Below are 14882 nucleotides of genomic sequence, written 5' to 3'. Positions count from 1 at the left end.
TTGAAAAAGTGCGGCACAATAAACAGTAGCTTTAAATCGCTTTTCGGCTACACTGTCGCACCTTTTTTAAACAGCTGATGTGAATGAACACACTTTTTGGTCCTGATGTCTATTTAGATGATATAGAACGCCAAGGATACACCGTAATTCATAACGCGCTTATTGCCGATTTAGTTAACGATTTAGTTGCAGATTGTCACCGTATAAACCCCCACTTTAGCCTTGCCGGTATTGGTCGATTAAATAACTTACAAATAGATAAAACTATTCGCACAGACAAAACCTATTGGTTTGACGGCAGCTCTCAAGCACAGCTTACGTATCAAGCAATAATGCAAAGTATAAAAACCACATTAAATCGTAGCTTTTTTATGGGGCTATTTGATTACGAATGCCATTATGCAAAATATACACAGGGTGATTTTTACAAAAAACACTTAGATGCATTTAAAGGTCGATCTAATCGTGTATTTACAACGGTGCTTTATTTAAATACGCCAGAGCAAGGTGGCGAACTTGTTATATATAAACCTAAAAGTAAAGAAGTAGAAATAACCATTAAACCAACTGCTGGCACATTGGTTATGTTTGAAAGCGAACGTTTTGCTCATGAAGTGCTTCCTGCAGTTGACGAACGCTATTCTATTGCTGGATGGTTTAGAAAAAATGCCTCTATTAGCGGCATTATTGATCCACCCCGATAGCTCTAAATAGAGAATTTTAACAGCCTTTATTAAGGCTTTAAAATGCTATTGGGTATGAAAGTAATAACCCTATAAAGATAGCCAAGCCCACATAATGATTATTTAAAAATGCTTTAAAGCAGGCATCTCTTTCACGTTTATGAATAAGCGTTTGTTGATATGCCAATAAACCAGCTGCTACACTCAAACCAACGCCAAACGCGACACTTAAATGATTACTTATACCAATAAACGCAACCAGCGCTATAAATACAGCATTAAGTAAAAAGATTATGTGGCGGTCGAATTTACCAAATAAAATAGCGGTTGATTTTACCCCTATTTTTAAATCGTCATCTCTATCAACCATCGCATACATAGTGTCATAAGCGACTGTCCAGCAAATGTTGGCTATAAATAATAACCATGCCTGCTGCGGTAATGCATTTATTGAAGCCATATAGGCCATTGGAATAGACCAACCAAATGCAGCCCCTAAAACAACTTGTGGTAATTGTGTATAGCGTTTCATAAAAGGGTAGCAAAAGGCTAAAGCCAAAGCACCAAAAGAAAGCAAAATAGTATTAACGCTAAGCATTAATACTAAAATAAACGCAATAACTATGAGTAGTAAAAATAGGCTAAGTGCCTCACCACTACTAACCCGCCCTGAAGCTAGCGGCCGCTGAGCTGTGCGTTTTACAGAGCCGTCTATTTTCCTATCTGCAAAATCATTAATTACACACCCTGCACTTCGCATAACAACAACGCCCAGCGTAAATATAATAAAGTTAAGTAAGCTCGGCATCCCACTATTAGCAAGCCATAAAGCCCAGTATGTTGGCCAAAGTAATAACAAGGTACCAATGGGCTTATCTATACGCATTAGCTGTATATAGTAAGAAATATGTTTTGGCTTTAAAGCGGCTAATTTCATGAGTATAAATATGCTCCTGGTAAAAACACTTCACACACTAAAAATTTATATTCTTTGAGTGAAAATACACTTCGACGCCCTAGTAAGTTTTTTTCGGGTAGGTTTAATTTTGCAACTAATAGCTGAACGGGGTGCTTGGCATCAAAATAAGCAATTTCTATATCCGTTCGTTTTAGTGCTGGGTCTTGAAAAATCACATCACCAAGAGGTCGTTCACCCATATTGTGCAAAGGATTGCTCGAATCATTTTTAGGAAGCCAGCTCTGTGCGTATACCACAGGTTTGTTATCGCACAATAAGAGTACTTCTCTATTAATAGCTGTTTTAGCGCTACAGTTTAGTAATAACTTTTGCTCTAGACTTAAAGTAAATAACTGCTCGCTTAATACTCTTACACTAAAAATTTGTGATTTACTTTTTAATTTAGCAGTTAAAGAATTAGGTTCAAAAAGCCATTCTTGCTCTAGAGGAGATAAGTCACTTACATATGAAGTGGACTGCCAATTAGCAGATATAGACAGAGGATAAGTAATCACAATAGCTCAACAAAATAAAAAACAACGAGATGATACCATTGCCAAAGCTTTTGAAAAAGTGATGTTTTATAACCATAAATAATAGCTTGGCGCTGTTTATTACCCACTATTAAGTATAAACTATTTGTAACAAGTTTTAAGAAACGCTTTAAATATGAAAAAAATAGTATACGCAAGTCTTTTTACGTTCTTTGTAAGCGTCATAAGCTTTACAGCTCGTGCTGAATCCACAGTTGGTTATTTTGGTTTTGAGCCAGATATAATCACCAACTACATTGGCGCATCAAGTAAAAAAATGGGCTATGTGCGTGTAACTATTGATTTAATGCTTAATGACACTTCAGATATTGCAGTAGTAGAGCACCACACGCCATTACTACGTGATGCCCTAGTAGAGATTTTATCTAAAGAGCCTGAAGAAAAAATAAAATCCCTTACTGGCCGTGAAGAAATACGCGCAAAGTGCGCCGAAAAACTAAAAAGCCTCTTAAAAGAAGAAACAGGACAAGAGATCATCCGTGAAGTCTTGTTCACTAAATATTTATATCATTAGTATTTAACGTTTTGCGTTAAATACTTTGGCGGTGTAGGCAAAAGCCATACCGCTAACTAACCCACCTAAGTGCGCCCAATTAGCCATACCTACAAACAATACATCTGCAAACCCAAGCACTAACCAAATCAACATAAAACCAACAATAGCCGTACTAACCAGCGCAGGTTTGTTCGGATTTAAAAAGCTATGAATCCAACAAAAACCAAGTAACCCATATACTACGCCACTCAAACCGCCAAAGTTGGGACCAACCATTAGGTATTGCGCCCAATTACTAATAAGTGCAGTCACTAAAAACAAACCTATTAAGCTGAGTTTTCCGCATTGCTTTTCGATATTGTCGCCAAGCGACATCCACCAAATTAAATTAAACACAATATGCATCGCGCTAAAATGCACAAGCGCAGGTGTTAACCAACTAAGCGGTTGTGATGGATTAAATTGCAGAGCTGTATAAATTTCATCAAATCCACCCAATAAAAAAGCGACATAAATAACAATACTCAATATGCTAACAGTTTGGTTAAGCCAGCTAAGCGCTTTAAACCGCGCCATAAGATTAAGTGATTGCCCTTGATATTTAAGCGGCGATTGTGTGCTGCCTACATCCCAAGATGCTTGCTGGTATTTTTCATGATTAGGGTTTTGTGTAAACTCAACCCATAAAGGCTGAACTTGATGAAAGTCCTCCTCAGTCACGCTAATAATGACATTACTGCCATCTGCTGAGTGTATCTTTGCATCTAAGCCCTGGCTTTTTAAATAATCTATAAAGCCTTGTGCGGCGCGTGGGTTATTTAAACTGCCAAGCTCTATCATCGCTCTACTTTCTCGCTATAAGACGCTTCCCAAGCAGTAAAACCACCATCCATGCTGTAAACATCTTCAAAGCCTTGCTCAACTAAATAACTAGCTGCGCCCTGAGAGCTCATACCGTGATAACACACAATAATAATTGGCTGATCGAATTCTTTTTCCATCATAAATTGTGCAATATTACCGTTAGAAAGTGCTTCTGAGCCTGGAATACGACCAGCTTGATACGAATTTGGATCGCGAATATCTGCAATTACAACGTCTTCTTTATCTAGAAGTTCTAACGTTTGCGCTATAGAAATGTGTTTAAATGCCATTGAAGTCTCTTTAATTAATAGTATAAAAAAGGCGGCTAAAGCCGCCCTTCTTGTAATTTAGTTAGGAACTAATCCCAGTTTAAAATTACTTTACCTGACTGACCTGAAATCATCATATCAAAGCCAGCTTGGAAGTCATCCACAGAATACTGATGTGTAATAATTGGGTTCAAATCAAGACCAGATTGAATCAAGCTTGCCATTTTGTACCACGTTTCGAACATTTCACGACCGTAAATACCTTTAATCACTAAACCTTTAAAAATAACTTGGTTCCAATCAACTGCCATATCAGATGGTGGAATACCTAGCATGGCAATTTTACCGCCGTGGTTCATGTTATTAAGCATTGAATTAAAAGCGCTTGGCACACCTGACATCTCAAGACCAATATCAAAGCCCTCTGTCATACCTAAGTCTTTTATTACATCTTCAAGCTTTTCGCTTGCCACGTTTACAGCACGTGATGCACCCATTTTACGGGCTAAATCTAGGCGGTATTCATTTACGTCGGTAATAACGACGTGGCGAGCACCAACGTGTTTTGCAACCGCTGCTGCCATAATACCAATTGGGCCGGCACCAGTAATAAGTACATCTTCGCCAACTAAGTCGAACGATAATGCGGTATGAACTGCATTGCCAAATGGGTCAAAAATTGAAGCCAGCTCATCAGAAATATTATCTGGAATTTTAAATGCATTAAATGCAGGAATAACTAAATACTCTGCAAATGCACCTTCACGATTTACGCCAACACCTGTTGTATTGCGGCATAAATGTACACGCCCAGCACGACAGTTACGACAATGCCCACAGGTAATATGACCTTCACCCGATACGCGGTCGCCTACTTTAAAGCCACGAACTTCCTGACCCATATCAACGACTTCACCAACATATTCGTGACCAACAACCATAGGAGTAGGAATCGTTTTACTTGCCCATTCATCCCATTTGTAAATATGTACGTCGGTACCACAAATAGCTGTTTTACGAATTTTAATCAGTAAGTCGTTATGACCGACTTCTGGCTTTGGCGCATCTGTCATCCAAATGCCCGGTTCTGCTTTTAATTTAGATAATGCTTTCATAATTCACACTCAACTAAAAAACCGAAGCAAGGCTTCGGTTTAAAATAAAATTAAATAACGCCCATTTCTTTACCAATACGGGTAAATGCATCAATAGCAATATCGAGTTGCTCAATGCTATGCGCCGCTGAAATTTGTGTACGAATACGCGCTTGCCCTTTTGGTACTACAGGGAATGAAAAACCGGTTACGTAAATACCTTCAACAAGTAACTTATCAGCCATTAACGAGGCTACTTTGGCATCTCCCAGCATTACTGGAATAATTGCATGATCTTTACCCGCACACGTAAAACCAGCAGCTTCCATTTGCTCACGGAAATATTTAGCATTTGACCAAAGTTTAGCGCGAAGCTCGCCGCCATTTTCTAGCATTTCAAGTACTTTAATTGATGCAGTAACAATTGAAGGTGCTAATGAGTTTGAGAATAAGTATGGGCGTGAACGCTGACGTAACCATTCAACAATTTCTTTTTTACCCGATGTATAACCACCTGATGCACCGCCTAGCGCTTTACCTAATGTACCGGTGATAATATCTACACGGTCTAATACATTACAGTACTCAGGTGTACCTTTACCGTTTTCGCCAACAAAGCCGACTGCGTGAGAGTCATCAACCATTACAAGTGCATCGTATTTATCAGCTAGGTCGCACACAGCTTCTAAATTACAAATAACGCCGTCCATAGAAAACACGCCATCAGTAGCTATTAGTTTCGTTTTAACGCCGGCTTCATCTGCTGCAATAAGTTGCTTTTCAAGATCAGCCATATCGTTATTTGCATAACGAAAACGCTTGGCTTTACACAAACGTACACCATCAATAATTGATGCATGGTTTAATGAATCAGAAATAATAGCGTCTTCTGCGCCTAAAATAGTTTCAAACAAACCGGTGTTTGCATCAAAACACGAAGAATATAGAATGGTGTCTTCAGTTTCCAAAAACTCACTGATTTTTTTCTCTAGTGTTTTATGAATATCTTGCGTACCACAAATAAAACGAACAGACGCAACACCAAAACCATGATTATTTAAACCGTTTTGCGCAGCTTCAATTAGCTCTGGGCTATTAGCTAAACCTAAGTAGTTATTAGCACAAAAGTTGATTACTTTACCTGACGCAACTTCGATTTGAGCTTGCTGCTGAGATTTAATAATACGTTCGCTTTTATACAAACCTTCGGTTTTTACGTCTTCAATTTGCTGTTGTAGCTGGCTAAAAAAAGCAGATGCTCTCATCTGTGTTCTCCATTTATTTGAACGGGTAAACAACCACATTTAAGCGACTGTTTATTATGGGGGGTATTGTAAAAGTTTAATGGGGAAAATGCACGGTTTGCAGTTCGTCGCAAACGCCCTAAACTGGAAGGAATTCCTGCCAGTTTACAGGCTAATCTGTTTAGTTTATTTATGTCTTTAAAAGTGCAGGTAAACTGTTTATAGAATCGATAATTAAATCAGCCTCTTGCTTGGCACTTTCATCAAAGCTTTGACCTGAACGCACTAAAACGCGGGTAGTGATCCCTGCTTTTTTCGCAGCCTGCATATCACTGAGTTTATCGCCCACCATAATACTGCAAGCCGGGTCGATGTTATGCTCTTGTATGCCTTGCAATAACATACCTGGCGCAGGCTTTCTGCAACTGCACTCTTTCAAATATTCAGGGTGCGCTTTTTTAGGGTGATGAGGGCAAAAGTACACATCGGTAACTTCAATACTGTGATCGCTAAACTGGGCTTTCATCCATTGCGTTAGTGCTAAAAAATCAGCTTCGGTGTAATAACCTCGACCAATTCCAGATTGATTAGTGACGATTATGATTTTATAGCCCGTATCATAAAATGCTTTACAAGTGCTAAAAACACCTTCAATAAATTCAAATTTATCGCTTTGATACACATAACCATGATCAACGTTTACTACGCCATCTCGATCTAAAAAAAGCGCTTTATTTTTTTGTTGTACATTCATTACAAAGACTCTTTTTGTACAACATGGTTAAACATCGCTTTTACGTCATTAACTGTAATTTGGCTCATTAAATCATCGCCTTTTACGCGCTTACCCCACGGTACTTGCTTAGCCGTTTTACCGGTTTGCTTAAGCAAGTTTTGATGATAAACCTCTACCACGTAGTCTTGATATAAATAAGGACCTGTTCGTGCTGGGTTTGAATGTGCATATAAACCAATAACCGGCGTACCAACCGTTACCGCCATATGTGCAGGGCCTGTATCGGGCGCGAGCACTAAGCTGCCGCGCTTTAACACGCACAACAATTCTTTGAGTTTCGTTTTGCCAACTAAATTTAAAATAGGTGTTTTGCTATGTTTAATAATGCTATTTGCTAGGTTAATTTCAAGTTCTGTTGGACCACCCGTCAATACAACTTTAAAGCCTTGCTCATTTGCATAATCAGCCAATGCGGCATAACGATCTGCGAGCCAATTGCGCTGTGCTTTACTTGCTGCTGGCGATATTACAAATAGTTTATTAGTTAGGTATTTTGGTGTTAGTAGCTCATCGGCAACCGCTTGGTCTTGCTCGGTATATGGCATGTTCCAACTCGGCTTATAATCAGCTACACCAATGGCTTTTGCAAAACCTTTAAAGCCTTCAAGCACATGCGCCTGAGCTTGTGGGACTATTCGTTTATTAATAAACAAGCTGTGCAATTCTTTTGAACGCGCCCAATCAAACCCTATTTTTACTTTTGCAGGAATACAACGCGCTACAAACCCAGCCCTTAATGCAACTTGCATATTAAGTAGTACATCAAACTGTTGATCTTTAAAGCGTTGCTTTAAGCTTTTAAGTGCTGCTTTACCTTGTTTTTTATCAAATACCACCAGCTCAACACCCGGTAAGTCGGCAAGTAACATCGCTTCTATTTTACCAATAACCCACGTGATTTTTGCATTTGGGTGTGCTTTTTGAATGGCTTGTACAGCACTCACACCATGACATACGTCACCAATGGCTGAGAGTCTTAATATACAAATAGATGAATAGTTAGGAGCTTGAGTCACACATTCCCTTAGGTATTAAATACAAAAGCCGATCTTAAATTATAATCACGCTATTGCAAGCACTTATCCTCAGCTTTAAAACGCGCTAATATAGGCACATTATTTAGCAATTACGCAGAGCTATGTTTAAACAACACGTGCAAGGCAATCACACTGTATTAAGCCACCCTAAATACACGAGCCAAATTACCCTCGATTGGTTTGATGCAAATTATTGGCAACAACAAAATAAAATTGTGGGCGCTAAAAAAGGTCGAGCAACTGCGTGGTTTTTTAAGCAAGACGAATTAACAGCCGTACTTAGGCATTATTGGCGCGGTGGCTTAGTAGGTAAATTGCTAAGCGATCAATATTTATATCCAGGGCTTGAACAAACCCGTGTGTATAAAGAGTTTAGCTTAATGAGTAAACTTATAGAGCTTGGTTTAAACGTACCAACCCCTATTGCAGCTAAAGTAACCCGCAGCGGATTAATTTATCGTGGTGATATTATTACCGAGGCTGTTAAAGGCGCTAAAAGTGTACTCGATGTATTAATTGAACGCCCATTGACCGAAGATGAGTTGGAGCGCATAGCTAAAACAATCGCGCTATTTCATTCAAAAGGTGTGTATCACGCCGATTTAAACATTAATAACATTTTGTTTGATGATACTGGTGATGTGTACATTATCGACTTTGATAGAGGTGAAATAAAAATGCCTAATGTGCAGTGGCAACAAAGTAATATGGAACGACTTGAGCGCTCATTTTTAAAAGAACAAGGTCGAAACGAGTCATTTAATTGGCAAGCGACTGACTGGCAAACTCTGCATAGCAACTACCTCAAAGCACTCGCTAACTAAGTTAACCTAATATAAGTTAACTTAGTTAGCCAATGCTAAATACTGCAGAGCAACCTGCTCTGCCTGTACTTGTTTTAGAATATCTGCGTTTTCTACATTTGGCTTATCTGCTAGCACCTGCTTAACGGCATTGGCTAATGCCTCACTTTGCTGAACGGGTACTAAATATTTACTTAGCTCGCCTGTTAATATCTCGCTTGGTCCAAATGTACAATTAGTACTAACTACCGGAGTACCCACCGCTAAAGCCTCAATTAATACCGTTGGAAGTCCTTCAAAATCAGAACTCAACACTAAAGCTTTGGCATGCTTAATCCAGTTGTACGGGTTTTGTTGAAATCCTGGCACTACTAACTGTTTTTCTATGCCGTATTCCTGTGCAAGCTTTAGCGCTTTAGCCGGTTTATTACATAAAAGTACTAACTTGTATTTTTTATCAAGCTTTGCAAATGCTGCAAATAATATATCGTGGCGTTTTTGTTTGGCGAGTCTTCCTACATGAATTAAGTAGGGCTCATTTGGGATATTGTTATTTTGCTCATTTGCTTGCTGTCTTATTTTTTCAAAATCGAACGGGTTGTAAATAGTCGCAATTGCACTTGGGTTAATTAAATCCCCTTGTATTATTTCTTTTTCAACACCCTTTGATACGCAAATAAGTGATTTACCATTTAAATTTTGCTTACTTTTTTTAAGATATAAGTATGAAAATGGACCTAACTTTTTTTGACGTGCAAGTTCTGCATTAACTGAGTTGTGAATAACAAAATGAACATTTTTGATATTACTACGCGCGAGCAAGTTATTACTTCTATCAAGATTAGAAAGCACTAAATCAATATTGCCCAGCTCGCTTTGTTTTTTTTCAAACCAAGTTTGTAGTGTTAAAATGCTATTTTTACGCTGCCAAAATCGATCTACTTTTGATGCCCTATGTGCGAATAAACTCTCCACGTTAAGTACTTCAGGGATATTATATTCAATGGAGTTAGCAAGAGACAAAATAGTGATTCTGTGCTGTAACTTGGCCATTTCCTCAGCAAGGGTAAGCATTACTTTTTCAGCACCACCACCCACTAGGGAATCAATTACAATCACTATATTCATTAGCGATCCCCTATAAGCATATTTTTTATGCCATTAGTGATCACATCGAAGCTATGTGTATTATCAAGTTGACTATATTTAGCAACGAATTCATTATAGAAAGGCTCGCTAATAACCTGAGCTATTTTCGTAGTGATTTCATCAATATCAAGATTTGCTTTTATGACAACACCTGCATTAACACAATGATCCAAACGTGTATTTTGATCTTTTGAGATAGCACATGCCACAACGGGGGTTTGAACTGCAATTGCTTGCAGTAAAGTATCTCCACCGCTAAGTAATGCGATTTTAGCTTGGCTCATTAATGCCAAAAAATCAGTACTTTGCAGACTTGCTAAACAAGTAACCTCATCACTCTCAGGAATGGCTTTCTTATAATTGGGACCAAACACAACAACTGCTTTTAAACCAGTGTGCTTAGTAATTTTAAGCGCGGCTTTAAAGTAAACATCAGCGCAATTAAGGTTATTTAATACATGTCCGCCTGAGCCAGCATTTACAATAAAATAGCCTTCCGATACTAAGTTATAGCGATTTAAAACATCACGTTTTTGCGCGCAAGAGGCAAATGTAACAAAAGGACCTACATTTCGAGGATGTGCCAAGGGAAACATGTCTAACTTCGTACTTTCAGCCCATGTAAGTGGCTCAATACAATAATCAGGCTGTACAACCCAATGTGTATCAATTAAATTAATTCTGTTAAGTTTTAAGCCTTTAGCACGTTTTTTTGCATGCTGAGAAATGAATATAACTTTAGCGCCTACCTTTTTAGCCGCCTTCATATGCCCTGCACGTCCTGCACAATCAAAAACAACGACATCAGGTTTAAATTGCTCTATAAAGTCGCAAACAAAATCAAGCTCTTTAGTCGCTGAGTGTTCGAGTAGTGTGGCTTCAAAAGGACAATCTCTTGCGTAGCTTGTATGCTTATTTAATATAAAGTGAATATCGAGAGAATCTGCAAGTTCTGCCTTTAAACTTTGAGCCAACAACAACGAGCGCATATATTCACCAATGCCTTCTGGTGATGATACTGGAATAAATAAAAGTCGTTTGTTGCTCATTGCATTCTCAATGTCCTATTTGAGCTCCAGTATATCAATCAGATACTTATTACGATAGACAGGTTGCATTTTAATATATTAAATTAACTCTATAAATTTGATTATTTACTGCAATAGCAGACTTAGATTGATAAACTTAGCCGCAATCTTAATCACAAGGATCTGAACTTTGCGAAACAGAATTTTTCTACTTTCTACTCTTTTTTGCGCTATGAGCGCATCAGTTAATGCTGAGCCATGGGTAAAACCCGATGATTATGGTCTAAGAGCTGATATTCAACAATTAGCTGATGCCGGTGTTATTTTAGCTCCTGTAACTACCTATCCGCTTATGTGGAAAAGTTTTATAAGCGATGTGGAAAGCATGCCGCTGGAGCAATTATCTCCAAGCTTACAAGATGCTTTACTTCGCGTTAAACATCGATATAAATCGGAAAATAGTAGCTCACATAGTCTTCAATTATCAGCTTTTGCAGCCACAGATCCAATCATAGCAACAAGCTTTGGTGCAACAAATACTCAAGAAACAGAGCTTTCAGCAGCTTACGCTTATTTAGGCGATAACTTTGCAGCTAAAGTAGCTATAAACTATAGAAAAGACGGTAAAAAATGTTTAGTTGATGGAAAAACGACTGACGATATAGTTACCGATGAGCAAGCTTTAACCGATTGTAACGATACCTCACTTGATAATAGTTACTTAGCTTACCGTTTAGGTAACTGGATTTTTAGAGCCGGTGCTGTTGAACAATTTTGGGGACCTGGTGTTGATAACAGCTTAATTATGTCAGGTAATGCGAAACCTTTACCTGCACTAAGTGTTACTCGAGAAAAAAGTACTGCTTTTGAGACGCCATGGCTGAGCTGGATTGGTCAATGGAGCTTTACAGCACAAATGGCAAAGCTTGAGTCTACGCGTGTTATACCTGATGCTTTACTGTGGAGTACTCGTGTTAATTTTCGCCCTATTCAACAGTTAGAAATTGCACTTAGCTGGTCTGCACAATGGGCAGGTGACGGACAACCGGGCTCTGCGGGTGATTTTATTGATGTCATAACTGGCCAAACAACTTGCACAGATGGTAATGACAGCTGTGATAGCCAGTTAGAGTCGAAAATAGGTAATCAATTGGCTGGTATTGATATTCGTTGGTCAGATACCTTATTTGATCAACCATATGCGGTTTATGCCAGTACTATAGGTGAAGATGCTAGCTCTCAATTTAAGCCTTCCGACAGAGCATATCTTTTTGGTATTCAAACAACACAGCGCATTTATGCTCAAAACATATTAGTAAATGTTGAATATATAGATACTGGTGTTTCATGCCAAGCTGAATCAATAGTTGAAAATTGTTACTATGAGCATGATACTTATAAGTCTGGCTATCGCTACCATGGACGCACTATTGGTTCGACGTATGATAATGATGCGCAATCAGTTGTCCTAACACTACTTGGTCAGCTTTCTAATGGTGATGATTGGCAGTTGAAATTACGCAGTGTTGATTACAATAGTGACAATAGCGATTGGTACCCTAGCAATCCAGATTTAGGTAACAGCATAACTAAAACAGCCTACAACAGTAAGCAATTAGAACTTCGTTACAGAATGCTTTCTATGGGAGGACGCGTCACTTTAGGTGCTTTTGCGTCTAACAACGACGGTGCTGAAAACGATACTTCTGCGTTTGCTAAGTACGAATATAACTTTTAATACGTTACTTTTAATAAAGTAACGTATTAAAAGTAAGAAAGGGATGAAAACAGCGTTTTCATCCCTTTTTTGTATTTTTTAGCAAACTAAATCAGTAATTACTGTTTAATTTTACTAATTACTTTTGATGTTGAGCATCCATCTAAAAATTCAAGCACTTCAACTTTTCCGCCATGGCGAAGTACATGCTCAGCACCCGCTATTTGCTCTACGGTGTAGTCGCCACCCTTAACTAAAATATCAGGGCTTATCTGCTCGATTAATTTAGCGGGAGTATCGTTTTCATCTAGACTACCAAACGGAATAACCCAATCAACTGATGAAAGTGCGCTAAGTACCATTGCACGCTCATCTAGCGGGTTAATAGGACGATCTGCCCCCTTTAAGCGCGTAATAGATTCATCATTATTTAATCCAACAACGAGTCTATCGCCTCGGGCTTTAGCTTGTGCTAAATAACGCACATGCCCAGCATGTAAAATATCAAAGCAGCCATTAGTAAATACAATGGTTTCGCCATTTTGTCTTGCAAACTCAATATGTTGAAGGACATCATCAAATGGTGTTTGGTAATGCTCACCAGTAGTATGTAAATACTGACCAAGCTTACGACTTAACTCTTCTGGCGAAACTGTAGCTGCACCAAATTTACTAACCGCTATACCTGCCGCTAAGTTAGCAATTTCGACAGCATCTTTAGGTTCCATGCCCGCACCAAGCATAACGGCTAATGTAGCTATAACCGTATCACCAGCCCCAGTCACATCACTTACTTCAAGTTCTTGTGCTGCAAAATCAAATTTTTCATCTGCATTAATTAACGACATACCTTGCTCAGAACGCGTAAGCAACATGGCTTTAATGCCATTTTTGCTAATTAAATCACGTGCACTTGCAGCTAAAGCTTCTTCTGAATCGGTTTGACCACCCGCTAACTTAAACTCATGTAAATTAGGCGTAATGTAATCAGCACCTTCATATAAATGTAAATCTGGCGATTTAGGGTCGATTAAAACCGTTTTTCCGGCGCCCTTAGCAAGGCTTACCATCTCTTTAATTAAGCTTAAAGATCCTTTGCTGTAATCAGAGAACACTATAAAATCGTATTCATCAAGTACAAGCTCTAAACGGTTTAATAAAAGTTGGCTGTGTTGCTCGGTAAATGTTTCTTCTAAATCAAGACGAACGAGTTGTTGGTGGCGGCTAATAACACGCATTTTTGAAATAGTCGGTAAATCACATACACTGACTAATTGTGAACTTATTTTTTCACCTTTTAGAATAGTCTCTAAAATCTGCCCGCTTTCATCTTCACCAATTAAGCCCAGTAAGCCAACTTTTGCATCTAACCGCGCTATATTTTTTGCAACGTTAGCTGCGCCGCCCGCTTTGTCTTCAAATTTACTTACTTTAACAACAGGTACTGGCGCTTCAGGCGAAATTCGACCTGTATCACCATACCAATAACGGTCTAGCATTACGTCGCCAACAACTAATATTCGTGCCGCTGATAAGTTTTTTAATAACGATAAATCCATTACTGCTGCTCCGCAACAACCATATCCATGGCTTCACATAACCAGTGACCTATAAACATGTGAGCTTCTTGAATACGTGCTGTTTCGTCATTTTTTATAATGATAGGTAACTTGGCAATATCTTTTACTTTACCGCCATCACGTCCAGTTAATGCCACTGTAAAAGCGCCTAGTTTATTTGCAGCTTCTAATGCTAAATTAATATTATTACTAGTACCTGATGTGGTTAAACCAATAACTAAATCTTCTGGCTTACATAGCGCTTGAACTTGGCGTTCAAACACCGTATCAAAGTGATAATCGTTGCTGTGTGCTGTTAAAATTGATGTATCTGTAGTCAATGCCATAGAGGCAAGCGGACCACGTTCTAATTTATAACGCACTACAAATTCTGCTGCTAAATGCTGCGCATCGGCTGCACTACCGCCGTTACCAAACCAAACAATCTTGCCACCAGCTTGTAATGCACTGTGGCATGCTTCTAACAGTTGCATAGATTCTTGATGATAAGCTTCCATCGTTTCAAATAATGCTTGATGACGGTTTAATGTTTCAACGTAGCTAGTTGCCACTGAATCGATAATTGACATGAAAAATTCCTCTAGGAACTGAAATAGCAGGGAAAAATTAA

General features: G+C 38.7%; 16 protein-coding genes. 4 read left to right on the top strand and 12 right to left on the bottom strand.

From position 1 onward, the window contains the following. Positions 1–83 precede the first annotated feature (83 nt). On the top strand, positions 84–704 hold the full coding sequence (locus tag GQR38_RS18790; protein ID WP_007584723.1) for a 2OG-Fe(II) oxygenase: 621 nt from the start codon (positions 84–86) through the stop codon (positions 702–704). Between the two features lie 37 nt (positions 705–741). Here the strand turns inward: GQR38_RS18790 and ubiA are convergent, their stop codons facing one another. Further along, the gene (gene ubiA / locus GQR38_RS18785) at positions 742–1620 is read right to left on the bottom strand and encodes a 4-hydroxybenzoate octaprenyltransferase (RefSeq protein ID WP_007584721.1); all 879 of its coding nucleotides are present in this window, start codon (positions 1618–1620) and stop codon (positions 742–744) included. Further along, positions 1617–2156, bottom strand: a complete 540-nt coding sequence (locus tag GQR38_RS18780) for a chorismate lyase (RefSeq protein ID WP_007584720.1) — start codon at positions 2154–2156, stop codon at positions 1617–1619. The genes ubiA and GQR38_RS18780 overlap by 4 nt, the downstream gene beginning before the upstream one ends. 154 nt (positions 2157–2310) lie before the next feature. Here GQR38_RS18780 and GQR38_RS18775 point away from each other — a divergent pair, with 154 nt between their 5' ends. Then, positions 2311–2709 carry a flagellar basal body-associated protein FliL gene (locus GQR38_RS18775; protein ID WP_165722911.1) on the top strand — a complete coding sequence of 133 codons (399 nt, stop codon included), beginning with the start codon at positions 2311–2313 and terminating at the stop codon, positions 2707–2709. 3 nt (positions 2710–2712) lie between these two features. Here the strand turns inward: GQR38_RS18775 and glpG are convergent, their stop codons facing one another. From glpG to GQR38_RS18745, 6 genes are all read right to left on the bottom strand, one after another. Further along, a complete protein-coding gene (glpG, locus tag GQR38_RS18770) occupies positions 2713–3531 on the bottom strand; it encodes a rhomboid family intramembrane serine protease GlpG (RefSeq protein ID WP_007584718.1) in 819 nt (272 codons plus the stop codon). After that, a complete protein-coding gene (gene glpE, locus GQR38_RS18765; protein ID WP_007584717.1) occupies positions 3528–3845 on the bottom strand; it encodes a thiosulfate sulfurtransferase GlpE in 318 nt (105 codons plus the stop codon). Before glpE ends, glpG begins: the two co-directional genes overlap by 4 nt. A gap of 68 nt (positions 3846–3913) precedes the next feature. Further along, positions 3914–4939, bottom strand: a complete 1026-nt coding sequence (gene tdh, locus GQR38_RS18760; RefSeq protein WP_007584716.1) for an L-threonine 3-dehydrogenase — start codon at positions 4937–4939, stop codon at positions 3914–3916. A 50-nt stretch (positions 4940–4989) separates the two neighbouring features. Then, complete coding sequence (locus tag GQR38_RS18755; protein ID WP_007584715.1) at positions 4990–6183, bottom strand: glycine C-acetyltransferase; 1194 nt, start codon at positions 6181–6183, stop codon at positions 4990–4992. 169 nt (positions 6184–6352) lie between these two features. After that, positions 6353–6916, bottom strand: coding sequence for a D-glycero-beta-D-manno-heptose 1,7-bisphosphate 7-phosphatase (gene gmhB, locus GQR38_RS18750; RefSeq protein WP_165722910.1), 564 nt, complete (start codon positions 6914–6916; stop codon positions 6353–6355). Next, the gene (locus tag GQR38_RS18745) at positions 6916–7974 is read right to left on the bottom strand and encodes a glycosyltransferase family 9 protein (RefSeq protein ID WP_165722909.1); all 1059 of its coding nucleotides are present in this window, start codon (positions 7972–7974) and stop codon (positions 6916–6918) included. Before GQR38_RS18745 ends, gmhB begins: the two co-directional genes overlap by 1 nt. Positions 7975–8096: 122 nt before the next feature. Here GQR38_RS18745 and GQR38_RS18740 point away from each other — a divergent pair, with 122 nt between their 5' ends. Next, positions 8097–8819 carry a 3-deoxy-D-manno-octulosonic acid kinase gene (locus GQR38_RS18740; RefSeq protein ID WP_101217699.1) on the top strand — a complete coding sequence of 241 codons (723 nt, stop codon included), beginning with the start codon at positions 8097–8099 and terminating at the stop codon, positions 8817–8819. Between the two features lie 21 nt (positions 8820–8840). Here GQR38_RS18740 and GQR38_RS18735 read toward each other — a convergent pair whose 3' ends face one another. Both GQR38_RS18735 and GQR38_RS18730 read right to left on the bottom strand, forming a co-directional pair. Further along, entirely contained in the window at positions 8841–9926 is a 1086-nt protein-coding gene (locus GQR38_RS18735; protein ID WP_101164176.1) for a glycosyltransferase, read from the bottom strand. Beyond that, positions 9926–10996 carry a hypothetical protein gene (locus GQR38_RS18730; RefSeq protein WP_101217698.1) on the bottom strand — a complete coding sequence of 357 codons (1071 nt, stop codon included), beginning with the start codon at positions 10994–10996 and terminating at the stop codon, positions 9926–9928. Before GQR38_RS18730 ends, GQR38_RS18735 begins: the two co-directional genes overlap by 1 nt. A gap of 211 nt (positions 10997–11207) precedes the next feature. Between GQR38_RS18730 and GQR38_RS18725 the strand changes: the two genes are divergently transcribed. Next, a complete protein-coding gene (locus tag GQR38_RS18725) occupies positions 11208–12713 on the top strand; it encodes a capsule assembly Wzi family protein (RefSeq protein WP_165722916.1) in 1506 nt (501 codons plus the stop codon). Between the two features lie 98 nt (positions 12714–12811). On the opposite strand, the gene hldE is transcribed toward GQR38_RS18725, so the two are convergent. Beyond that, positions 12812–14251: a bifunctional D-glycero-beta-D-manno-heptose-7-phosphate kinase/D-glycero-beta-D-manno-heptose 1-phosphate adenylyltransferase HldE gene (hldE, locus tag GQR38_RS18720; RefSeq protein WP_101217696.1), complete on the bottom strand. Its 1440-nt coding sequence runs from the start codon at positions 14249–14251 to the stop codon at positions 12812–12814. Then, positions 14251–14841 carry an SIS domain-containing protein gene (locus GQR38_RS18715; protein WP_002961065.1) on the bottom strand — a complete coding sequence of 197 codons (591 nt, stop codon included), beginning with the start codon at positions 14839–14841 and terminating at the stop codon, positions 14251–14253. Before GQR38_RS18715 ends, hldE begins: the two co-directional genes overlap by 1 nt. Between the last annotated feature and the right edge of the window lie 41 nt (positions 14842–14882).

The organism is Pseudoalteromonas sp. c7(2019) (genome assembly GCF_011378625.1).
Taxonomy (GTDB): Bacteria; Pseudomonadota; Gammaproteobacteria; order Enterobacterales; family Alteromonadaceae; genus Pseudoalteromonas; species Pseudoalteromonas arctica.
This window is presented reverse-complemented; position numbering and strand designations above follow the sequence as displayed.